The sequence below is a fragment of the Streptomyces exfoliatus genome, assembly GCF_000725545.1.
GTDB lineage: Bacteria > Actinomycetota > Actinomycetes > Streptomycetales > Streptomycetaceae > Streptomyces > Streptomyces exfoliatus.
Genome location: NZ_JNZP01000045.1, coordinates 1 through 22445, shown reverse-complemented (window position 1 = coordinate 22445; position 22445 = coordinate 1). Strand labels below are relative to the sequence as shown.

Here is a 22445-nt window from a genome sequence, read left to right as displayed (position 1 = left end):
AAAGGAACCTCGCCATCCGAAGATGGACGGGGTATCAACTAATCTGGCGTTGATTTTTGGCACGCTGTTGAGTTCTCAAGGAACGGACGCTTCCTTCGTACTCACCCTCTCGGGCTTTCCTCCGGGCTTCCCTTCGGTACTTCGTTTTCCTGCGTTTCCGACTCTATCAGATCTTTCCGATCCGATTTCCTCGGTGCTTTCCGGTCCTTTTAGCTTTCGCTTGGGGGCCTTTCAGCGGTTCCGACTTTATCAGAATCATTTCGGCCGACCTAATCGGCGGCTTTCGTGATTCGGATGGAATCGGGGCGACTCCGTGGAATCGAATTCCGGACCGGAGCGAGTGAGACTCTAGTTGGTCGCTGCCGAACTGTCCAGTTCCTAGGCAACCGTTTAAATCTACCTCCCCACGTCCGCCGTGTCAACAGCTTTTGTGGGCACCGGAAGACACTAACAGGTTGGCGGGGTCGTGCGCACATCAGGCGGCGGTGGGCAGCTCGGCGCTGCGGTCCTGCTCTTCGAGGTCCCCCTGGGCGCCGGCGCGGGAGGCTCGGCCGCCGAGGACGTAGACGTACGCCAGGAAGGCCAGCTCAGCGACGATGCCGATGGTGATGCGGGCCCAGGTGGGCAGACCGGACGGGGTGACGAAGCCTTCGATCAGGCCCGAGACGAAGAGCACCAGGGCAAGACCGATCGCCATGCCGACGGCGGCCCGGCCCCGTTCCGCGAGGGCCGCGCGACGGGTCGTGGGACCTGGGTCGATGACCGTCCAGCCGAGGCGGAGGCCGGTGCCGGCGGCCACGAAGACGGCGGTCAGTTCGAGCAGGCCGTGGGGAAGGATCAGGCCCAGGAAGACGTCGAGGCGGCCGGCCGAGGACATCAGGCCGATGGCTACGCCGACGTTCAGCATGTTCAGGAAGAGGATCCAGAGCACCGGGATGCCCAGGAAGGCGCCCAGGACCAGGCACATGGCGGCGGCCCGGGCGTTGTTCGTCCAGACCTGGGCGGCGAAGGAGGCCGCAGGGTGGCTGGAGTAGTACGTCTCGTACTGGCCGCCCGGGCGGGTCATCTCGCGGAGTTCGACGGGGGCGCCGATGGCGGCCTGCACCTCCGGGTGCGTACCGATCCACCAGCCGATGAGTACCGCGAGGAGGGTGGAGAGGACGGCCGTGGGGATCCACCAGTGCCGTGAGCGGTAGACGGCTGCCGGGAATCCCGTGGTGAGGAAGCGGGCCGCGTCGCGCCAGGAGGAGCGGCGGGTGCCGGTGACGGTGGCGCGGGCGCGGGCCACGAGCTGGGTGAGCCGGGCCGTCAGCATCGGGTCCGGAGCGCTGGACCGGACGATCGAGAGGTGGGTCGCCGTGCGCTGGTACAGGGCGACGAGTTCGTCGGCCTCGGCGCCGGTGAGCTTGCCGCCCCGGCGCAGGAGCTGGTCGAGGCGTTCCCACTCGGCGCGGTGGGCGGTGACGTAGACGTCGAGGTCCATGATCGGCTGCTGCTCCAGGCATCGGCTGGGACGGGTCCGTACTGCTGCGGCGCGCTGCGGGTCAGCTTGGCAGACTGGCGTTCGGAGGGGTCGGGAAGGGCGGAGAAGGGTGGGTGCCGTGAGCGGGTTGGTGACGGGAGACGCCGTCGTACTGGAGTTGCAGCCCGCGCGGCTGCCGAGCCGGGCGCTGGCAGTGCTCATCGATCTCGTGGTGGTGTGGGCCGCGTATCTGCTGGTCGCGCTCGGGCTCGCGGTGGCCACCGCGTCCCTTGACGAGGCGGCCGTGATGGCCGTGTCCATCGCCTCCTTCCTGTTGATCCTGGTGGGGGCGCCGATCGCGGTGGAGACGCTGTCGCACGGGCGGTCGCTGGGGAAGATGGCCTGCGGCCTTCGCGTGGTGCGGGACGACGGGGGGCCGATTCGGTTCCGGCACGCGCTGGTTCGCGGGGCGATGGGGGTCGTCGAGATCCTGATGACCTTCGGGGTCGTCGCCTGTATCGCGTCGCTGGTGTCGGAGCGGGGGCGGCGGCTCGGGGACGTCTTCGCGGGGACCTTGGTCGTACGGGAGCGGATACCCGCGGCGCGGACGTCGGCCGTGCCTCCTCCGCCGCCGTGGCTGGTGGGGCGGTTCTCCGGGCTCGATCTCTCGGCGGTGCCCGACGCTCTGTGGCTGGAGGTGCGGCAGTACCTGACGCGTGCGCGTGAGCTCGATCCCGCGGTGGGGCGGCGGCTCGCGGAGCGGCTGGCCGACGAGCTGGTGGCGCGGACCGGTGCGCCTCCGCCGACCGGCGTGCCTGCCGACGCCTATCTGGCGGGCGTGATGGCCGAGCGGCAGTCGCGTGAGGCGCGGAGGGCGTTCGCCTCGCCCTCCGAGGCGGTCGGGACGGCTGGGACCGTCGGTACGACTGGCGTGCCTGGGATGGTCGGGATGCCTGGCGCGGCTGGGGTTTCGGGGGTGCCTGGTGGTGGGGCGGGGAGTTCTTCTCCGGCCGCTGCTGTGGCTCCTCCGCCCGCTACCGGGTTCGCCCCGCCCGCCTGACTCTCAGGGGAAGACCGACGGCGGGGTCTCCAGGGCTTCGAGTTCGATTCCGGGGGCCGCGAGGACCACGTCGCCGGCGATGTGGACAGTGTGCCGTTCGCCTGTTTCCAGGGCGCTGACCTGGTACTCGTCCACCATCAGGGGGCCGTTGTCAGTGGCGTGCGCTTCACTTTTCAGCAGGGCCCAGGACTGGTCGAGCGTGAGGGGGGCGAGCACCGGATCCGTGAAGGCGACGAGCCGTACACGGGTCTCGGGGGAAGCGGGGGTGAGACGCAGGAGTCGCGTGAGCGCGACGAGGAACGCCGGGGACGTGCCGGTGAAGGCGTGGGCGCGCACACTGCCTTCGGTGGCATCGGCTCCGGTGGGGTCCGTGCGGACCCAGGTGACGCCGTCGAGGGCCGCGCCGCGGACCTGCCAGCCGGCGGCGTGGAGTTCGAGACGGATGGGGCGGCCGAGTTCGTCGACGGCCAGGTCGACGGAGCCGCGGTGGTCGCCGGAGGGGGTGGTGATCTGCGAGACGTAGCGCCAGCCGGAGGGGCCGGGCGCGCAGTGGAAGTGCTCTTCACCGAGGGGGGTGTGGTCGTGCGGGTCATGGAGCGAATATCGGCCGCGGGGCATGGGTCGGTCCTCGGGAGGGGGCGCTTCCGGCAGGGCTGAGCGGGGGCGGGACGGGGCAGACCCCCCGGCACGGGGGTGCGGGGGGTCTGCCTGATCCTCTACGGGTGTCCGGAGCGGCGTCGCGTCAGTGCGCGGGCGCCGCCGGCCGGGGCATCAGTAGCGGTAGTGGTCCGGCTTGAACGGCCCCTCGACCTCGACGCCGATGTAGGCGGCCTGCTCGGGGCGGAGGGTCGTCAGCTTGACGCCGAGGGCGTCCAGGTGGAGGCGGGCGACCTTCTCGTCCAGGTGCTTGGGCAGGACGTAGACGTCGGTCGGGTACTCCTCCGGCTTCGTGAAGAGCTCGATCTGGGCCAGGGTCTGGTCCGCGAAGGAGTTCGACATGACGAAGGAGGGGTGGCCGGTGGCGTTGCCCAGGTTGAGGAGGCGGCCCTCGGACAGGACGATGAGGACCTTGCCGTCGGGGTAGGTCCAGGTGTGGACCTGCGGCTTGACCTCGTCCTTGACGATGCCCGGGGTGTTGGCGAGGCCGGCCATGTCGATCTCGTTGTCGAAGTGGCCGATGTTGCCGACGATGGCCTGGTGCTTCATCTTGGCCATGTCGGCGGCCATGATGATGTCCTTGTTGCCGGTCGTGGTGATGAAGATGTCGGCCGTCTCGACGACGTCCTGCAGGGTCGTGACCTGGTAGCCGTCCATCGCCGCCTGGAGCGCGCAGATCGGGTCGATCTCCGTGACGATGACGCGGGCGCCCTGGCCGCGGAGGGACTCGGCGCAGCCCTTGCCGACGTCGCCGTAGCCGCAGACGACGGCCGTCTTGCCGCCGATGAGGACGTCGGTGGCGCGGTTGATGCCGTCGATGAGGGAGTGGCGGCAGCCGTACTTGTTGTCGAACTTCGACTTCGTCACGGCGTCGTTCACGTTGATCGCCGGGAAGAGGAGGGTGCCGGCCTGGTGCATCTCGTACAGGCGGTGGACGCCGGTGGTGGTCTCCTCGGTCACGCCGCGGATCTCGGACGCCAGCTGGGTCCACTTCTGCGGGTTCTCGCCGAGGGTGCGGTTGAGGAGACGGAGGATGTAGCCGTACTCCTCACTGTCCGCGGTGGACGGGTCCGGAGCGGAGCCGGCCTTCTCGAACTCGACGCCCTTGTGGACGAGGAGGGTGGCGTCACCGCCGTCGTCGAGAATCATGTTCGGGCCGCCGGTGGGCGTGTTCGGCCAGGTGAGGGCCTGCTCGGTGCACCACCAGTACTCCTCCAGGGTCTCGCCCTTCCAGGCGAAGACCGGGACGCCCTGCGGGTTCTCCGGAGTGCCGTTCGGGCCGACGGCGATGGCCGCGGCGGCGTGGTCCTGGGTGGAGAAGATGTTGCAGGAGGCCCAGCGGACCTCGGCGCCGAGGGCGACCAGGGTCTCGATGAGGACGGCGGTCTGCACGGTCATGTGCAGCGAGCCGGTGACGCGGGCGCCGGCGAGCGGCTGGCGCTCGGCGTACTCCCGACGGATCGACATCAGGCCGGGCATCTCGTGCTCGGCGAGGGTGATCTCCTTGCGGCCGAAGACGGCCAGGGAGAGGTCGGCGACCTTGAAGTCCTGGTGGGTGGCAGTCGTCATGACTGGGCTGCTCCTCGTGTGATCGAGTGCGAGGGTCGGTTGGGGCGCCGGGCGCCACGGAGGGTTCCTGGGCATACGAATGCCCGGGGTTCTCCACGGTGCCGTCGTCGGAGGCCCTCTCTCCCTCGGACGATCCGTACGGACCGCCCGACCGCCATCAGCAGCGACGTCTGGCTGGTCACGAATCTACACCGGACGGCCCGGCGGGCCACAGTCCGCATCGGGCGGCACGGCGGTCCCGGCGGCCCCTGCGGACGCACGAGACCCCCGGAACCTCGGGGTCCCGGGGGTCTGGTGACGGCGAAGGTCAGTAACCCGTGCCGTCCGGGGTCTTGGCGGGATTCCGGCCGTTCGACGCGGCCGTCTCGCTGTAGATGTCGGGCTCCAGGTAGATGACCCGGGCGATCGGGACGGCGGCGCGGATGCGCTCCTCGGCGGCGTTGATGGCGTTGGCGACCTCGGTGGCCGACTCGTCGTGCCGGACGGCGATCTTCGCGGCGACGAGGAGCTCCTCGGGGCCGAGGTGGAGCGTACGCATGTGGATGAGACGGGTGACGGTGGCGCCGTCGACGACCGCGTCCTCGATCTTCTTGACGTCCTCGACGCCGGCGGACTCGCCGAGCAGCAGCGACTTGGTCTCGGCGGCCAGCACGATCGCGATGACGATGAGCAGGATGCCGATGCAGAGGGTGCCGATGCCGTCCCACACGCCGTTGCCGGTCAGCAGGGCGAGGCCGACGCCGCCGAGGGCGAGGATCAGGCCGACGAGGGCGCCGAGGTCCTCCAGGAGGACGACGGGCAGCTCGGGCGCCTTGGCGCGGCGGACGAACTGGGTCCAGGTCAGTCCGCCGCGGATCGCGTTGGACTCCTTGATGGCCGTACGGAAGGAGAAGGTCTCGGCGATGATCGCGAAGACGAGGACGCCGACCGGCCAGTACCAGGCCTCGATCTCGTGCGGGTCGTGGATCTTCTCGTAACCCTCGTAGATGGCGAACATGCCACCGACGGAGAACAGGACGATGGAGACGAGGAAGGCGTAGATGTACCGCTCGCGGCCGTAGCCGAAGGGGTGCTGCGGGGTCGCCTCGCGCTGGGCCTTCTTGCCGCCGAGGAGGAGCAGGCCCTGGTTGCCGGAGTCGGCGAGCGAGTGCACGCTCTCCGCGAGCATCGACGACGAACCACTGAAGAGGTACGCCACGAACTTGGCTACGGCGATCGCCAGGTTGGCGGCGAGTGCCGCCACGATCGCCTTGGTTCCGCCTGACGCGCTCATGGGTGTAAGTGGTCCCTTCGTCGGTGCACCGGCTCTGTCGCCGTGGTTCGGCCGGTCATTGTTGCATCAGGCCACGACGGTGGCGCGGAAGACCGTCCCCGTACCGGTCAGTTCGACCGGCTCGCCCGCCGGCACGAAGACGGATTCACCGGAGGCGAGGGTCGCGTCGCCCGCCGTCGGGTTGCCTGCGACGGCGAGGAGGATCTGCGGCGTCGGGCTGGTCAGGTCGGTCGGGGCGGCGCCCTCGGGCCGTACCAACCGGGACAGGCGGAACTCGTCGATCGGGGTGTCGTAGACCTCCTCGCCGGTCGGTGAGGCCTCGGGGCGCAGGACGCTCGGGTCGGTCGGCTCGAAGCGGACCACGCGCAGGAGTTCGGGGACGTCGATGTGCTTGGGGGTGAGTCCGCAGCGCAGCACGTTGTCGGAGTTGGCCATGATCTCGACGCCGAGGCCGTCGAGGTAGGCGTGGGGCACGCCCGCGCCCAGGTAGAGGGCCTCGCCGGGCTGCAGCCGGACCCGGTTGAGCAGCATCGCGGCGAGGACGCCGGGGTCGCCCGGGAAGTGGTGGGCGAGGTTCGCGTACGGGGCGTGGTCTCCACCGAGGCGGTCGGCGGCGGCGGCCGCCTCCGCGACGGTGTGCGCCGTCTCCTCCGGATCGGCGGTCAGCAGGGCCGTCAGGACCTCCCGGAGCGCGGCCTCTTCGGGGTGCGCGTGGAGGAGGTCGACGTACGGCTTGAGCGAGTCGACGCCGAGCGCGGCGATCGCGTCGGCGGCGTCGGTGGGGGCGCGGAAGCCGCACAGTCCGTCGAAGGGGGTGAGGGCGCAGATCAGTTCGGGCTTGTGATTGGCGTCCTTGTACGTGCGGTGCGGGGCGTCGATCGGGATGCCGGCGGCCTCCTCGGCCGCGTAGCCGGCCTGGGCCTGCGCCAGGTCGGGGTGGGCCTGGAGGGAGAGGGGGGCGCCGGCGGCCAGCACCTTCAGGAGGAACGGGAGGTGCGGTCCGAACTTCTCGACGGAACGCTCACCCAGTTCGCGTACGGGATCGGTGTCGATCAGCTCGTGCAACGAGCCGCGCGCGGTGAGGGAGGGGGCGCCGGGGTGGGCGCCCATCCACATCTCGGCCTGGGGCTCGCCGGTCGGGGCGACGCCGAGCAGTTCCGGGATGGCCGTCGTGGATCCCCAGGCGTAGGGGCGAACGGTGTTGACGAGGCGGTCCATGGTGCCTGCCAGCTCCTCGGGGCGGTGACGGATGGTGAGGGGTGTCGGGAGACAGGTGACAGGGGGCGGGTGACGGGTGGGTGACGAGGTGGTGGACGGGGTGGTGGACGGCGGCTGTCCGTGGTGTGCGGTCGGTGGGGAGGTCGGTGGGGCGGCCCTTGCAGGGACCTTTGGGGGCCTTGGTGGGCCTTGGGGGGCCTTGGTGGGGCCTTGCCTAGGGGGCCGGGCGGGCCGGGGTGGCCAGGGAGAGGTAGACGGCTGCGAAGTCCGTCACCGCGAGCAGCTCCGCCAGCGTCTCCAGGTCACCACCCTCCTCCGGTTCCAGCTCGCTGACCGCCGTCTCGTGGCTGAGGGCCAGCTCGCGGGCCGCGTGGGCGGCGGTGAGGCCGTCCGACGGGCGGTCGCGGAGCAGGACCACCCTCGCCCGCAGGGCCTGCGGCTCGTCGACCCGGTCCCGGAAGAAGTCGTCCGGGTCGGCGCCGCCCGCGTAGTCGCCGGCGAGCAGCACGCCATGGGCGGGCAGGGCCTCCGGGAGCTCGGCGGCCAGGGCAGGCAGTCCGGCCAGCTCCGCCAGGACCGCCGCGAAACGGCGGCCCGCCGGGCCCGCGGCGGCGCCCTCCGTCCAGATCAGCGGCAGCGAGTCCGCGAGCTCGGCGGCGAGCGTCTTCGCCGGATTGCTGTACGTGGCGATGGCCGGGCCGCAGCGCTCGGCCGTACGGTCCAGCCGGTCGGCGACCTTCTCCAGGGTTTCCGGCGGGGCCTCCAGGAGACCCACCCGGTCGAGGAGCACGAGCAGCGGGGTGAACAGGGCCCACAGGGCGCCCGGGCTCGCCCCGATGTTCTCGGCGTACTCGTCGGGGGCCTCGTTCGGGGCGACGGCCATCGGGACGAACAGGCCGCGGGAGCCGTTGACGGTCTCGGCGAGCGGCGAGGCCTTCGGGGCGACGGCGACGACGCTGATGCCGCGGCGGTACGCCTGCTCCGCGAGGAGGGCGAGGCCAGGCTCCGAACCGTCCGTGGTGGGCAGCAGCAGGAGGTCCACCGAGCCGGCCCAGCCGGGCAGCGCCCAGCGCAGGGCGCCCGCGGCGGGGGCGACGCCGGTCGGCTGGAGGCGTACGACCGGGGCGGAGGCTCCTGCCAGGGCGCCGATCAGGTCGGCGACGGCCGCGGCGGCGGTGCCGGGGCCCGCGACGAGGACGGCGCGGGGGCGGCCCTCGGGCTGGAGTTCCGCGACTCCGGCCTCGGCGGCGTGCCGGGCTGCCGTACGTACCCGTGCGCCGGCCTCCGCCGCGCCGCGGAGGAGGCCCCGGCGATCGGCCAGGGCGAGGTCGTCCGGGGCGTCGAGGAGGGTCTCGTCGAGCATGGGGCGGTGCCTCCGGTCGCGTCAGGTTGGTGCGGGCCTGGTGGTGCGGGGCGGTTCTGTGCGGGCGGCAGCCTGGTGCCGGGTCTCATGGGTGCCCGGCCTTCGGCCGGGCTTCTCGGTTCCCACCCGCACCACGCGTGCGGCTCAGCGCTCGCCGTCGGCGGCGGACCCTCCTGGGCGGGGAGGGCTGAGGGGTGTGCGCACCGGCTTCGGCGGCCTGGGCCGCCTGCCGGACGCCCCCGCCGCCCAGGTGGCCGTGGCCTGGGCCGGGTGTGCTCGGGCCCGGGCCTTTGGCCGTTGGGCTGCTCTCCGCGGTCGGGTGGTCCCGGGTTCCGGGGTCAGGCCGGGCGGCGGGCCTCGTCCGTCAGGAGGACCGGGATGTTGTCGCGGACCGGGTAGGCGAGGCCGCAGTCCGGGCTGGTGCAGATCAGTTCGGGGGTCTCGTCCGCCGTGCGGTCGTTCAGCGGAGCGTGGCAGGCGGGGCAGGCCAGGATCTCCAGGAGGCCGGCTTCGAGCGGCATGGTGTGTCCCTTCGGACAGACGGTGGTGGTGCCCCTTCGGGCCAGGTCAGCCTACCGCCGGGGAACGGGGGGCGCCCCGTTCCCCGGCGCTCGGCCAGGTCAGTCGGTCGCGCGGACGAGGGCGAGGACCTCGTCGCGGATCTTGGCCATGGTGGTCTCGTCGCGGGCCTCGACGTTGAGGCGGAGCAGCGGCTCGGTGTTGGAGGCGCGCAGGTTGAACCACCAGTCCTGGGCCGTCACCGTCAGGCCGTCGAGCTCGTCGAGCGTGACGTCCCCGCCCTCGTACGCCGCGCGCACCTTCGCCGCGCTGGCGGCCTGGTCCGCGACCGTGGAGTTGATCTCGCCCGAGGACGCGTAGCGGTCGTACGCCGAGACCAGGTCGGACAGGGAGCCCTCCTGGCCGCCGAGGGCCGCCAGGACGTGGAGCGCGGCGAGCATGCCCGTGTCCGCGTTCCAGAAGTCCTTGAAGTAGTAGTGCGCCGAGTGCTCGCCGCCGAAGATGGCGCCGGTCTTCGCCATCTCCTCCTTGATGAAGGAGTGGCCGACGCGGGTGCGGACGGGCTCGCCGCCGTTCTCGCGGACGACCTCCGGCACCGACCAGGAGGTGATCAGGTTGTGGATGATCGTTCCGCCGGGGTGCTTGGCGAGCTCCCTGGCGGCCACCAGGGCCGTGATCGCCGACGGGGAGACGGGCTCGCCGCGCTCGTCCACCACGAAGCAGCGGTCCGCGTCGCCGTCGAAGGCGAGGCCGAGGTGGGCGCCCTCCGCGAGGACCCGGGCCTGGAGGTCGACGATGTTCTTCGGGTCGAGCGGGTTCGCCTCGTGGTTGGGGAACGTGCCGTCCAGCTCGAAGTACATCGGGACGACGTCCAGCGGCAGCCCGTCGAAGACGGTGGGGACCGTGTGGCCTCCCATGCCGTTGCCCGCGTCCACGACCACCTTGAGGGGGCGGATCGCCGTGAGGTCGACCAGGGCCTTCAGGTACGCGGCGTAGTCCGCCAGGGTGTCCTGCTCGGTGATCGTGCCCGGGGTCTCCGCCGCTTCCGGCGCGCCCGTCTCCGACCACTGCTCGGCCAGCTCGCGGATCTCCGCCAGGCCGGTGTCCTGGCCCACGGGGGCGGCGCCGGCGCGGCACATCTTGATGCCGTTGTACTGGGCGGGGTTGTGCGAGGCGGTGAACATGGCGCCGGGCAGGCCGAGGCTGCCGGACGCGAAGTACAGCTGATCGGTGGAGCAGAGCCCGATCAGGGTGACGTCGGCGCCGAGGCGGGCCGCGCCACGCGCGAAGGCGTCCGCCAGGCCGGGCGACGAGGGGCGCATGTCGTGGCCGATGACGATCGCGTCGGCGGCCGTCACCCGGACGAAGGCGGCGCCGAAGAGTTCGGCGAGGTCCTCGTCCCACTGGTCGGGCACCACTCCGCGGACGTCGTACGCCTTCACGATCTGCGACAGATCGGCAGTCACGGATCCACCCTCCTGAGTTCTCGGCACGCGTGTGCGGCACGTGTACGGAACGCCAAAACTACCCGGAGGGGGGACACACATACGCGGACGGTGGCCGGTTGTGGCCCCGCGTCGGCTCAGTTGTCGGGAGAGCGGAGCACTCTGAGGTGCCCTCTGCGGCCGACCTCCATGGGGTCTCCGCCGCGGCCTCCGCCGCCCTTGGTGCCGCCGCCGGCGGTGCGGTCGTGGGGGCGGGCCGCCTCCCGAACCGCGTTGGCCAGGGCTTCGAGGTCGTCGCCGCTGGGGCGGGACGGGGCGGAACCGTCGGTGAGCCGCACGACCTCCCACCCGCGTGGGGCGGTCAGGCGCTCGCTGTGCTCGGCGCACAGGTCGTAGCAGTGGGGCTCGGCGTAGGTGGCGAGCGGGCCGAGGACCGCAGTCGAGTCGGCATAGACGTACGTCAGTGTCGCGACGGCAGGGCGGCCGCACGCAGTGCGCGAACAGCGACGTACAGGGCTCACGACGTTGGACGGTACCGCACTCTTGAGCGGGCCGCGACGACTCTCCCTCAGGTCACTCCACCGTGTCGCGCTGTGACCTCCGCCACACGCCCGCCGGGGGTGGTCGCCGTGACCTGCGCGGGAGGGGGCGCAAGGGTGCGGCGGTGGGAGTCGATCCGGACAGTCGGGGGTACGGATCCGGACAACCACGGCCAGATGGCCGATCGGGAGCGGCCGTCGAATCGAGCGGGTGGTTGGCCGGAATGTTCAGGTTTCGACATGGGGTGTGGTGGCGGGGCCACGGCGGCGGGAAAGGTGGCGAGGACGTGCCTCGGTGCGGGGAGACCGATGAGGGTTACGCTGCGTCAGTGATGGACAGTCCTGTGCCGCCGAGCCCTCAGCACCGTTCCGCGGAGCCCCCTGCGGAGCCCCGGGTGCGCCGCCGCGACCGGCACGGCCGCGGGATGCGGGGCCCCGTCGCCCCGCCGCAGGTGCCGCTCTCCGCGAGCCGGGCCGATACCTTCCGCGATCTCGTCCTCGACTCCGTGGAGCGCCTGGAGCGGCGCTGGCCGCAGCTCGCGGACGTCGAGTTCATGGTGATGGAGGTGCCGCCGACGGTGTCGGGCGAGACGGTGCCGCTGGGCGGCTCGGCGCCCGCCGACAAGAACGAGCCGGCGCGGGTGGTCGTCTACCGGCGTCCGGTCGAGATCCGGTCGAAGAGCCGGGACGAGCGGGCGCTCCTGGTCCACGAGGTCGTCGTGGAGCAGGTCGCGGAGCTTCTCGGGCTCTCCCCCGACTCGGTCGACCCCCGTTACGGGCAGGACTGAACCGTCCCCCGCCCCCGTTACGGGCAAGGACTGACCCGTCCCCCGTCCCCGTGGCAGGCAGTACTGACCGTCCCCCGTCCCCGTGGCGGGGCGCCGTTCAGTCCAGTACCCCGAGGTCCTGGCGGGCCGTCGGGACCTCGACCGTTCCCCGGTCGTCGACGAAGGTCTGGATCGTGAACATCGGGGTGCCGTCCTGGGGCAGCGCGAGGGTCCGTGACGCGTACACCGCGCCGCCCGAGACCGGTTCGACGGTCAGCGCGTAGGAGCCCTTGAGGCCCCCGGGGACCAGGTCGGTGAGGACCGAGGTGGTGCCCTCCTTGACGGTGACCGTCTTCGACACCGGCGTACCCCCGCCGGAACCGGCCGAGGCCGTGACCTTGACCTGGGCGGCGGCGCCGGGGGCCGTGAGGGAGAGCGTCGTGCCCTTGGCCCGGTTGTCGGCCACCGTCGCCCGGGCGGAGATCGCCGCGGTCGCCGGCACGAAGGCGACCTCGGTGTCCGCGCCCTTGCCACGGACCACCCGGAGGGCGGCCACGAACGGGGTGGCCTTCTTCGGGTCGCTCGGCGTGAGCAGCAGGGAGCCCACCGCGCCGCGGGTGAGGTCGGGCAGGTCGAGGGAGGCCGTCATCCCGGACTTCACGTGCAGGGAGCCGGCGCCCGCCGGCACGATCGTGCCGGACGGGGTGACCAGCTGGACCTTGAGGTCGGCGTCGTCGTCGCCGGGGACGAAGGCCACGAGCCGTACGGAGGTGGCGTCGGCCGGGATGCCGGGGAGCACCGCGCTGTTCGCGGGGTCGGCCGAGGCCGCGATCCAGTCGACGCCGAGCTTGTCGTCGGCGGCGCCGATGGCGGCGCCGACCCGTCCGCTGCGGGTGGTGACGTGGACGGCGACGTCCTCCTTGGCGGCCTCGCCCGTGAGGGTGGAGAGGAGGACGGGGACCGTGGAGCGGGCGGGGACCGAGACGCCCTCGGTGTACTGGGACTTGAGGGCGCCCTCGGGGCCGTACAGCTCGATGTCGGCGACGGCGGCCGTGTCGTCCGGGTTGGTGAGGTGGACGTAGTCCTGGCGGCCCTTGGCGGTCGAGGCAGCGGGGAACCAGAAGTCGGTGTCGGGGGCGCCGCAGCCGAGGCCGAGGAGGCCGCGTGCCGCGCCCGCCGGGACGACGGTGGTCTGCTGGACGGTCCAGCCGGGGGCGAGGGTGCCGGTCGCCGTGCCGGCGAGGGCGGGAGCGGCGGCGCCGTTCGCCTCGGCGGTGACGGGCTTGCCGGTGGCGGTGACGGTGGCCGGGGCCTTGGCGGGCTTGGGCTTCTTGCCGTTCTTGGCGGTGCCGCCCGCGGTCGTCGTGCTCGCGGCGGGCAGGAGCCGGGCGGTGGGCTGCTCGGCCTTGCCCTGGTCCGGGGTGCTCTTTCCCGCACCCGTACCGGCGCTCGGAGGGGTGTACGAGGTGTAGAGGGTTTCGGCCACCTCGGAGGTGCTGGGTACCGGGCAGACCACGCCGACGCGGTCGACCGGCAGGCGGGTGGCGGCCTTGGGCTCGGGGGCGGCGGCGCCCTCGGGGGCGGTGAGGGACGCCAGGCCGGTGACGGCGGCGAGCGCCGTGGCGACCGCGATCAGGGAGAGGGTCGTGCGCTTCACTGGTTGCTGCTCCCGTCGGGACGCTGCTCGGTCTCGTGGCCCTGGGGCTGGCCGTAGCCGTAGGGGTCGTACTGCTGGGCGTCGTACTGCTGCTGACCGTCGTACTGCTGCTGGGCGTACTGCTGGTTCGGGTCGTAGCCCTGTTCGGCGTACGGCTGCCGCTGGTCGTACTGCTGCGCCTGGTCGTACTGCGGCTGCTGGTCGTACTGCTGCGGCTGCTGCTGGTCGTAGCCCTGCTGGGGGTACGCGTACGGCTGCTGCTGGTACGGGTCGGCCGCGTACTCCTGGTAGTAGCCCTGCTCGGCGTACGCCTGGGGCTGCTCCTGGTTCTGGTCCTGGGCCTGGGCGTAGGCCGGGTCGTAGCCGCCGTCCCACTCCTGGGGCTCGTACGTCTGCTGCTCCGGGATCGGGGCCGGTTCGGGCTCGTCCGCGGATCCCGTCCCGACGGCGTCCGCCTCGGCGGCGGCGCGCAGGCGGCGGGCCCGGCGGCCGTCGCCGTCGGTCGCCTGGGCGGGGATCGCGAGCTCCTCCTCGGGGAGGTCGTCGTCGATCTCGCGACGCCGTCCGGGCAGGGCGAGAACCAGTAGGACGACGGCGAGGCCGACCTGGGTCCAGATCCACACGGTGTGGGTGAGCGGCTGGTCGTACGTGAGGTCGAGGCGGCCGCCCTGGGTCGGCAGTTCGAAGCCCTGGGCCCAGCCGTCGACGGTGGTGCGTGTCAGTTCCCGGCCGTCGAGGGTGGCGGTCCAGCCCTCGTCGGCGCGGTCGGCGAGGCGCAGGACGCGGCCCGTGGGGCCGGCCGGGATCGCGGTGTGCGCCTCGACGGGGCCGGCGGCGACGGCGACCGGCTTGGCGGTCGCCGTCCCGGCGCCGTCCTCGGCACCGTCCTGGGCCGCGGCACCGTTTCCGGCCTTCGCCGCGGGCGGGACGATCATGACGCGGGCGATCTCACGGTCGACGCGCCAGAGCGCACTGCCGTCGAGCTGGCTGAGGCGGCTGAGGCCGGGCGTGGAGTCGAGGACGCGGTTCATCTGGCGCGGCGCCCCGTCCCTTACGAGGACGTAGCGGATCGCGTAGCCGCTGAGCTGCTCGGTCTGGTCGGCGCCCGAACCGGCGACCAGGTGGGCGACGACGTCGTCGAGGCGGGGGTCGCCCTCGGCGGCCGCGGTGAGTTCGGCGTCGCCGAGGCGGGCGCCGGAGCCGCGGACCAGGGTGTAGGCGACCTCGCCGGGCGAGCCGCCGGCGAGGACGAGGGTGCGGGGCTGGTCGCGGGTGCCGCTCTCCTCGGCCACGAAGGCCGGGACCTGGACCGGGTCGCGCCGGGTCAGCGGTCCGTCGGCGCCGCCGATCATCCAGCCGGCGGCGGCGACGGCGGGGCCGAGGGCGCAGGCGAGGGCGATCAGGGCGGCGACGGGCTGGCGCCAGCCGAAGCCGTGGGCGGCGACGCGGGTGCGGCCGCCTTCGGCGCCGATCATGCCGGCGGCGATGAGGGCGGCGCCGTAGACGAGGGTGGCGGGTCCGGCCCAGCCGGTGCCGCCCGCGCCGTTGGACAGGACGGCGAGGACGAGGCCGGCGAGGGCGGCGGCCCAGGCGGTACGGGCGGCGAGCTGCCGCTCCTCGCGCAGGAGGCCGGTGAGGGCGGCGAGGACGAGGCCTGCCAGGAGCAGGCCGCCGGTGGTGCCGGGGCCGCCCGGGCTGGTGCCGAGCAGGTCGAGCGCGGTGGCGGTGCCCGTACGGATGTCGAGGCCGGCCTCGCGCAGGAAGGCGGCGGGGTCGGTCAGGAGGGTGAGCGACCAGGGCGCGAGGACGAGGATCGGGGTGCCGACGGCGGCCAGGAAGCGCAGTCCGTACGCGGTGATGTCGGAGCGGCGTACGACCAGCACACCGAGGCCGAGGACGACGGCGAGCGGCCAGACGACCGGGGTGAACGCGGTCGCGAAGGTGAGCAGGAAGGTGTACGCCCAGGTGGCGCGCCAGCTGCCCCGGTCGGGCCGGGTGAAGCCGTGGGCGGAGACGGCGGCGCGGGCCATGAGCGGGAGCAGGACCGCGAGGACGGCGGTGCCGAGCCGGCCGGTGGCGAGGGCTCCGGTGACGGCGGGCAGGAAGGCGTACGCGATGGCGCCCCAGGCGCGGAGCAGCCGGGACTCGACGATGCCGCGGGCGGCGAAGTAGGCGGTGAAGCCGGCGAGCGGGACCGAGCAGACGAGCAGCAGGGTCAGCGCCGTGGAGGTGGAGCCGAGGAAGAGCGCGGAGAGCGCGGCCAGGACGGCGAGGTAGGGCGGGGCGGTCTGGGTGCCGCCGGTGCCGAGGGCGTGCCAGGTGTCGGCGTACCGCGACCAGAGTCCGGAGACGGTGTCGGGGGCGGGCAGCAGGGTGCCGCCGGCGAGGGAGCCGCCGGTGAAGAGGTTGCGGCAGGCGACGAGGGAGACGAGGAGGAGCAGACCGAAGAGGACGGGGCCCGGTTTGCGGGCGATCTTCTTGAGCCGGGCGAACTGCTCGATCTCCAGGTAGTCGGCGTCGTCGCCGCCGGGGCCCGACTCGACGACGCCGTGACGGGAGCCGCCGGAGTCGGCCTCGGAGCCGCCGAAGTTGGCGGTGGCCTGTTCGACGGCGGCGCGGACGGTGGCGCCGGGCGGCGGGAAGAGGGCGCGGAGTTCGCTCGCGGCGACGGCGGGGTTCTTGCGCCGTTTGCGGGCCGCGAGGATCTTCTCGGGGCGCAGCAGGGTGGCGAGGAGGCCCATGACCTCGTCGACGGCCTGCCCGGGGACCTTGCCGACGAGGTAGGCGAGGGTGCGGAGCACCGTGCTGAGGACGAGCCGCAGGAAGACGTACGGGAGGGCTGCGCCGCGGGTGTTGGCGAGGAGGGTGTAGACGGCGCCGGCCTTGTCGACGCGGTGCGGGTTGGCGGCGGTGCGGCCCGCGCAGTCGACGGTGCGGCGCTCGCGGGCGGAGGCCTCGGCGTGCCGGAGGACGGCGTCGGGGGCGATGAGGACGTGGTGTCCCGCGGAGTGGGCGCGCCAGCACAGGTCGACGTCGTCGCGCATGAGGGGCAGACGGCGGTCGAAGCCGCCGAGTTCCTCGAAGACGTCGCGCCGGACGAGCATGCCGGCGGTGGAGACGGAGAGGACGGAGCGGACCTGGTCGTGCTGGCCCTGGTCCTGCTCGCGACGGTCGAGCCCGGTCCAGCGGCGGCCGCTGCGGGCGATGGAGACGCCGGTCTCCAGGAGCTGCTTCCTGTCGTACCAGCCGCGCAGCTTGGGGCCGACGACGGCGGCGTACGCGTCGGAGTCGGCGACGCGCAGGAGTTCGGCGAGGGCGCCGGGTTCGGGGGCGCAGTCGTCGTGGAGGAGCCAGAGCCACTGGACCGGTTCGCCGTGGGGCAGGTCGGGGAGGTCGTAGGCGTCGTCGTTCCAGGTCCGGCTGACGGGGTCCCAGCCGCTGGGGCGCTTCAGGTAGGGCAGCTCGTCGGGTCCGAGTACGGGCGCGGTGCGGGCGGCCTCCTCGACCGCGGCGCCGAAGCCGGTGCGGCGGGCGAGGTGCAGGACGCGGTCGGCGCCGACGGCGTCGGCGAGGAGCTGCGCCGAGTCGTCGGCGCTGCCGGTGTCGGCCCCGACCACGTTCTGCACGGGGCGTTCCTGGGCGAGCAGCCCGGCGAGGGCGTCCGGCAGCCAGCGGGCGCCGTCGTGGGTGACGAGCACGGCGGTGACGACGTGTCGCGGAAACTCAGGAGTTGAGGACATCGAGCTACGGGCCCTCCGGCCGGGGTCGCCCGCGGGGGGCGTGGGGTGCGTCTCGGACGGAGGCCCACACTAACGGCTGCACGCGGAGCGGTCGGCCCCTGTGGACAGAGCGGGCGGAACGGGCTCGCGGCCCGGGGACGACGGCGCCGTGAGGAACGGCCTCGTGGGCGACGTCCCCCACCCTGTGCGCACGGCACGCAGAACGGTCCGCCTCCTGTGGTGTGAGCACAGGGGGCGGACCGTTCCCGGGACGACATCCGTCGTCCTGCCGATTCCGGGGCGCGCGTAGCGGCGCGCGTGGCCCGGCGGGCTTCCCGCGGTTCAGACGGCGGCCTTCTTCAGGCGGCGTCGCTCGCGCTCGGAGAGACCGCCCCAGATCCCGAACCGTTCGTCGTTCTGCAAGGCGTATTCGAGGCATTCGGAGCGGACCTCGCAGGCGAGGCAGACCTTCTTGGCCTCGCGGGTCGAGCCGCCCTTCTCGGGGAAGAAGGACTCGGGATCGGTCTGGGCGCACAGCGCGCGCTCCTGCCAGCCGAGTTCTTCGTCCGCGTCCTCGACCAGCAGTTCCTGGAACAACTCGGTCATGTGCGCCCCTCGTCTGTTCTGTGCGTCCCCGTGATGTAGCCGTTGCGAACCCGGCCGAACGACACGAGTGAAATTACAAGTTCGTGCTCTGCGCGAGTCAAGCCGAGATCTGCTATTGGGCCCGGTATTCACTCTGCGGAACCAAGCGTATGCGGAAAGTGTTCAAATCACCAAAAAAGGTGACACATGCCACCGGCCTGGGTGCATCGCGCGACCCATAAGGGAGGACGTCCGAGACTTCGATCTTGTTGCGATCGAGCCAGGGAAGCGATCCGGATCACGTTTGCGGGCGCGGTTGAAGCGCCATCTGTCCTGGTCCACGCCTGAGCAAACCTTTCTCCGGGCGCCGTAACCGGAAGAGGTGAAACATTACCCCCAAATCGGTCATTGAGTTGACAGTCGGGTCCCGTTACGGCCACCTTTGGTGGCATGCCAGCGACCGCAGCGCCCTCCGCGACCCACAGCCGTGGGTTCCGCCGCGCTGTCCAGGCGCGCTGTTGCTGTTGTTGTCCCAGCTGTTGATGCCGCAGAGCTCCAGCTGTTGATGCCGTAGCGCATCGACTCCTTCCCCCAGCGTCACCCTGCGTCACACGCGTCACCTGTTCTTCGTGACCCCCACCGCTTCTGTTTCTGCTGAGGAACCACCCCACCCATGAACATGGACAGCGACCTTCAGATCGCCGGCGACATCCTCGAGGTCCCCCACCTCCTCCAGCCCGAGCGCGCCCACCCGGTCACCGTGGCCGAGTTCGCCGGCCTCGCGCGCTCGATCGCCGACGACCGCGCCCAGTGGGCCCCGTACGTCGAGTACGACGCCACCACCCGCTGGTACCACCGCCTGCGCACCGGCCCCGGCTACGAGGTCTGGCTGCTCTCCTGGGTGCCCGGCCAGGGCAGCGGGCTCCACGACCACGGCGTCTCCTCCGGCGTACTGACCGTCCTCGACGGAGAACTGACGGAGCGTACGGACCGGGGCGTACGGACGCTCGGCGGAGGCGCGCAGCGCGTCTTCGCGCCGGGATACGTCCACGAGGTCGTCAACGACTCCCTCGAACCGGCGGTCAGCCTGCACGTCTACTTCCCGGGTCTGACCGAGATGCCGATGCACGAGTCGCTGCAGGCGCAGTGCGCCCCGGCGACTCCGGTTGCTCCGGTGGCGGCCGGGACGTCTTCCGCCCCGGCGGCACCGGGGTTGATCAGCTCCTGAGAGACTGCTGTGCATGCGCATTGTGGTTCTGGCCGGCGGCATCGGTGGTGCCCGTTTCCTTCGCGGCCTCAAGGAGGCCGCGCCGGACGCGGAGATCACGGTCATCGGCAACACCGGTGACGACATCCATCTCTTCGGGCTGAAGGTCTGCCCCGACCTGGACACGGTGATGTACACCCTCGGCGGTGGCATCAACGAGGAGCAGGGCTGGGGCCGCGCGGACGAGTCCTTCGCCGTCAAGGAGGAGCTCGCGGCGTACGGGGTCGGACCCGAGTGGTTCGGCCTCGGCGACCGGGACTTCGCCACCCACATCGTCCGTACGCAGATGCTCGGCGCGGGCTACCCGCTGAGCGCCGTCACCGAGGCGCTGTGCGCCCGCTGGCAGCCAGGCGTCCGCCTCCTCCCCATGTCCGACGACCGCGTCGAGACGCATGTGGCGATCGAGGTCGACGGCGAGCAGCGCGCGGTGCACTTCCAGGAGTACTGGGTGAAGCTGCGGGCCTCGGTGGACGCCAAGGCGATCGTGCCGGTCGGCGCGGAGGCCGCGAAGCCCGCGCCGGGCGTCCTCGAGGCCGTCGCCGAGGCGGACGTGATCCTCTTCCCGCCGTCCAACCCCGTGGTGAGCGTCGGCACGATCCTCGCCGTGCCCGGCATCCGTGAGGCGATCGTCGCGGCCGGCGCGCCCGTCGTCGGCCTCTCCCCCATCGTCGGTGACGCGCCGGTGCGCGGCATGGCCGACAAGGTGCTCGCGGCGGTGGGCGTGGAGTCCACGGCCGCGGCGGTCGCCCGGAACTACGGTTCCGAGCTCATCGACGGCTGGCTCGTCGACACCGTGGACGCGGGCGCGGTCGCGGAGGTCGAGGCGGCGGGCATCCGCTGCCGGGCGGTCCCGCTGATGATGACCGACGTCGAGGCGACGGCCGCGATGGCCAGGGAGGCGCTGGCCCTCGCCGAGGAGGTCCGGGGATGACTCCCGAACCTCGCGCGGGAGGCCCCGGGGTGACGGCCGCGGCGCCTTCGTACCGGGTCTGGGCGCTGCCCGGGCTGCCCGAGGTCGCGGCCGGGGACGATCTGGCCAAGCTGATCGCCTCCGTCTCGCCGGAGCTCGCCGACGGGGACGTCGTCCTCGTCACCTCCAAGATCGTGAGCAAGGCCGAGGGGCGGGTGATCGCCGCCGACGACCGCGAGGAGGCCATCGACGCCGAGACGGTACGGGTGGTGGCGCGGCGCGGCGCCCTGCGGATCGTCGAGAACCGGCAGGGGCTCGTCATGGCCGCCGCCGGGGTCGACGCGTCCAACACCCCTGCCGGGACGGTGCTGTTGCTGCCCGAGGACCCCGACGCCTCGGCCCGGCACATCCGTTCGGGGCTACGGGAAGCGCTCGGCGTCGACGTGGGCGTCGTCGTCACGGACACCTTCGGGCGGCCCTGGCGCAGCGGGCTCACCGACGTGGCCATCGGGGCGGCCGGCGTGCGGGTCCTCGACGACCTGCGGGGCGGGACCGACGCGTACGGCAACCCGCTGAGCGCGACCGTGGTCGCCACCGCCGACGAACTGGCGGCCGCCGGTGACCTGGTGAAGGGCAAGGCGGCCGGTCTTCCGGTCGCCGTCGTCCGGGGCCTGCCGCACGTGGTGGCCGCGGACGGGGAGCCGGGGGCGCGGGCGCTGGTGCGCGGCGCGGCCGACGACATGTTCCGGCTCGGCACGTCCGAGGCGGTGCGCGAGGCGGTGACGCTGCGGCGGACCGTACGGGAGTTCACCGACGACCCCGTCGACCCGGGCGCGGTACGGCGTGCGGTGGCCGCGGCCGTGACGGCGCCGGCCCCGCACCACACCACGCCGTGGCGGTTCGTGCTCCTGGAGTCGGCGGCGTCGCGGGTGCGGCTGCTCGACGCGATGCGGGACGCGTGGATCGCGGACCTGCGGCGGGACGGGAAGTCCGAGGAGTCGGTGGCCAAGCGTGTGCGGCGCGGGGACGTCCTGCGCAACGCGCCCTACCTGGCGGTGCCCTGCCTCGTCATGGACGGCTCCCACCACTACGGCGACCCGCGCAGGGACGCGGCCGAGCGCGAGATGTTCGTGGTGGCGGCGGGCGCGGGCGTACAGAACTTCCTGGTGGCGCTCGCGGGTGAGCGTCTCGGCTCGGCGTGGGTGTCCTCGACGATGTTCTGCCGGGACGTCGTACGGGAGGTCCTCGGGCTGCCGGAGGGCTGGGACCCGATGGGCGCGGTGGCGATCGGGCATCCGGCGGCGGCGCCGAAGGAGCGGGCCGCGCGGTCGGCCTCGGAGTTCATCACCGTGCGGTGACGCACTCCGCGACCCCCTACAGCGCCCTGATGTCGTTCGGCGTCATGCGGGGTGCCCTGCGGGGCGGGACGCGGCCGCTGAGGAGGATCAGGCGGGCCGCGCGGTGGCGTTGGCCCGCGTAGGGGGCCAGCAGGTCCAGCATCGCCTCGTCGTCGGTCGTACGGTCGCCCGCGAGGGCCCAGCCGACGATCCCGGGGAGGTGGAGGTCGCCGGTGGTGACCTCGTCGGGGGCGCCGTTGCTGCGCTGGATCGTTTCGGCGCTCGTCCAGGGGCCGATCCCGGGGACCAGTTCAAGGCGCCTGCGGGCCGCCGGCGGGTCCATGTGCGCGGCCTCCTCCAGGCGGGCGGCGACCTGGGCGGCGCGGACGATCGTGGCCGAGCGCTTGCCGTCGACGTTCGCGCGGTGCCACTCCCAGGACGGGATGCGCGTCCACGTGCGGGCGTCGGGCATCGCGTACATGCCCTCGGGGGCGGGGCCGGGGGCGGGATCGCCGTACTTCCGCACGAGGACGCGCCAGGACCCGTACGCCTCGGTCGTGGTGACCTTCTGCTCCAGGACCGACGGGATCAGCGACTCCAGGACCAGACCGGTGCGGGTGAGGCGGAGGCCGGGGCGGCGGCGGTGGCTCGCCAGGAGCAGTCTGTGGCGGGGGACGAAGGCGGTCGGGTCGTCCTCGGCGCCGAGCAGCGCGGGGAGGCGGTCCAGGAGCCAGGTCGCTCCCGGGCCCCAGGCCTCGGCCGCGGGCCGTCCCTCGCGCATGCGGATACGGAGGGTTCCTGGGCCGTCGGGGGTGCGGCTGGCCCGCCAGACGGAGCCGTCGGGGGTGGTGCGGAAGGTGGGGTCGGCGGGGCCGCGGCGGAGGGGGCCGAGGGTGAGGCCCAGGTCGAGGTCGGCCGGACCGTACCCCTCCCCGTCGCCTCCCAGGGCGTGGGTCTGGGGGAGCTCGCCGCCGCGCACGGTGGTGCGGGTGGGGGTGGTGGGGGGTGTGAAGCGGCCGGCCATGGCTATGAGACTACGCGGGGCCCTGCGGGGGCGGGGCCTGGTCGGGGGCGGGGCCGGCGGGAGTGACGCGGTTC

The 22445-nt window shown here is 72.7% G+C and carries 19 protein-coding genes; 6 read left to right on the top strand and 13 right to left on the bottom strand.

Translation table 11 applies throughout. The features are described 5' to 3' along the window. The coding region (locus tag IO20_RS41070) for a hypothetical protein (protein WP_211270458.1) at positions 1–289 on the top strand (289 nt) is incomplete at its 5' end. 186 nt (positions 290–475) lie between these two features. On the opposite strand, the gene IO20_RS0132345 is transcribed toward IO20_RS41070, so the two are convergent. Next, complete coding sequence (locus IO20_RS0132345; RefSeq protein ID WP_030556309.1) at positions 476–1483, bottom strand: stage II sporulation protein M; 1008 nt, start codon at positions 1481–1483, stop codon at positions 476–478. 118 nt (positions 1484–1601) lie between these two features. On the opposite strand from IO20_RS0132345, the gene IO20_RS37105 reads away from it, so the two are divergent. Then, positions 1602–2522, top strand: coding sequence for an RDD family protein (locus IO20_RS37105; protein WP_030556307.1), 921 nt, complete (start codon positions 1602–1604; stop codon positions 2520–2522). Positions 2523–2525: 3 nt separating this feature from the next. Here IO20_RS37105 and IO20_RS0132335 read toward each other — a convergent pair whose 3' ends face one another. The 8 genes from IO20_RS0132335 to IO20_RS0132300 all read right to left on the bottom strand — a co-directional run bounded on the left by IO20_RS0132335 (position 2526) and on the right by IO20_RS0132300 (position 11138). Beyond that, complete coding sequence (locus IO20_RS0132335; protein ID WP_030556305.1) at positions 2526–3140, bottom strand: hypothetical protein; 615 nt, start codon at positions 3138–3140, stop codon at positions 2526–2528. 153 nt (positions 3141–3293) lie between these two features. Next, positions 3294–4748, bottom strand: coding sequence for an adenosylhomocysteinase (gene ahcY / locus IO20_RS0132330; RefSeq protein WP_030556303.1), 1455 nt, complete (start codon positions 4746–4748; stop codon positions 3294–3296). Positions 4749–5055: 307 nt separating this feature from the next. Further along, positions 5056–6021 (bottom strand): cation diffusion facilitator family transporter, encoded by a 966-nt coding sequence (locus tag IO20_RS0132325; protein WP_030556302.1) that lies wholly within the window; start codon positions 6019–6021, stop codon positions 5056–5058. A 66-nt stretch (positions 6022–6087) separates the two neighbouring features. Next, a complete protein-coding gene (gene manA, locus IO20_RS0132320) occupies positions 6088–7239 on the bottom strand; it encodes a mannose-6-phosphate isomerase, class I (protein WP_030556300.1) in 1152 nt (383 codons plus the stop codon). A gap of 214 nt (positions 7240–7453) precedes the next feature. Next, positions 7454–8602: an SIS domain-containing protein gene (locus tag IO20_RS0132315; RefSeq protein ID WP_030556299.1), complete on the bottom strand. Its 1149-nt coding sequence runs from the start codon at positions 8600–8602 to the stop codon at positions 7454–7456. 338 nt (positions 8603–8940) lie between these two features. After that, entirely contained in the window at positions 8941–9123 is a 183-nt protein-coding gene (locus tag IO20_RS0132310; RefSeq protein ID WP_030556298.1) for a Trm112 family protein, read from the bottom strand. A gap of 99 nt (positions 9124–9222) precedes the next feature. Continuing rightward, positions 9223–10587, bottom strand: coding sequence for a phosphomannomutase/phosphoglucomutase (locus IO20_RS0132305; RefSeq protein WP_030556297.1), 1365 nt, complete (start codon positions 10585–10587; stop codon positions 9223–9225). Positions 10588–10703: 116 nt separating this feature from the next. Next, complete coding sequence (locus IO20_RS0132300; protein WP_078946267.1) at positions 10704–11138, bottom strand: DUF3499 domain-containing protein; 435 nt, start codon at positions 11136–11138, stop codon at positions 10704–10706. A gap of 299 nt (positions 11139–11437) precedes the next feature. On the opposite strand from IO20_RS0132300, the gene IO20_RS0132295 reads away from it, so the two are divergent. Next, positions 11438–11893: a metallopeptidase family protein gene (locus IO20_RS0132295; RefSeq protein WP_030556294.1), complete on the top strand. Its 456-nt coding sequence runs from the start codon at positions 11438–11440 to the stop codon at positions 11891–11893. A gap of 97 nt (positions 11894–11990) precedes the next feature. On the opposite strand, the gene IO20_RS0132290 is transcribed toward IO20_RS0132295, so the two are convergent. From IO20_RS0132290 to IO20_RS0132280, 3 genes are all read right to left on the bottom strand, one after another. Further along, positions 11991–13529, bottom strand: a complete 1539-nt coding sequence (locus tag IO20_RS0132290; RefSeq protein WP_030556292.1) for a DUF5719 family protein — start codon at positions 13527–13529, stop codon at positions 11991–11993. Next, on the bottom strand, positions 13526–17269 hold the full coding sequence (locus tag IO20_RS0132285; RefSeq protein ID WP_030556290.1) for a glycosyltransferase family 2 protein: 3744 nt from the start codon (positions 17267–17269) through the stop codon (positions 13526–13528). The genes IO20_RS0132290 and IO20_RS0132285 overlap by 4 nt, the downstream gene beginning before the upstream one ends. Before the next feature lie 321 nt (positions 17270–17590). Further along, a complete protein-coding gene (locus IO20_RS0132280) occupies positions 17591–17854 on the bottom strand; it encodes a WhiB family transcriptional regulator (protein WP_015033978.1) in 264 nt (87 codons plus the stop codon). Between the two features lie 652 nt (positions 17855–18506). On the opposite strand from IO20_RS0132280, the gene IO20_RS0132275 reads away from it, so the two are divergent. Genes IO20_RS0132275 through IO20_RS0132265 form a run of 3 tightly spaced genes read left to right on the top strand, consistent with a single transcriptional unit; the run spans position 18507 to position 21368 of the window. Further along, positions 18507–19061: a cysteine dioxygenase gene (locus IO20_RS0132275; RefSeq protein ID WP_030556288.1), complete on the top strand. Its 555-nt coding sequence runs from the start codon at positions 18507–18509 to the stop codon at positions 19059–19061. A gap of 13 nt (positions 19062–19074) precedes the next feature. After that, a complete protein-coding gene (gene cofD / locus IO20_RS0132270) occupies positions 19075–20031 on the top strand; it encodes a 2-phospho-L-lactate transferase (RefSeq protein ID WP_030556286.1) in 957 nt (318 codons plus the stop codon). After that, positions 20028–21368, top strand: coding sequence for a coenzyme F420-0:L-glutamate ligase (locus IO20_RS0132265; RefSeq protein WP_030556284.1), 1341 nt, complete (start codon positions 20028–20030; stop codon positions 21366–21368). Before cofD ends, IO20_RS0132265 begins: the two co-directional genes overlap by 4 nt. A 16-nt stretch (positions 21369–21384) precedes the next feature. Here the strand turns inward: IO20_RS0132265 and IO20_RS0132260 are convergent, their stop codons facing one another. Then, entirely contained in the window at positions 21385–22371 is a 987-nt protein-coding gene (locus IO20_RS0132260; protein ID WP_030556282.1) for a DNA-3-methyladenine glycosylase family protein, read from the bottom strand. Positions 22372–22445 lie beyond the last annotated feature (74 nt).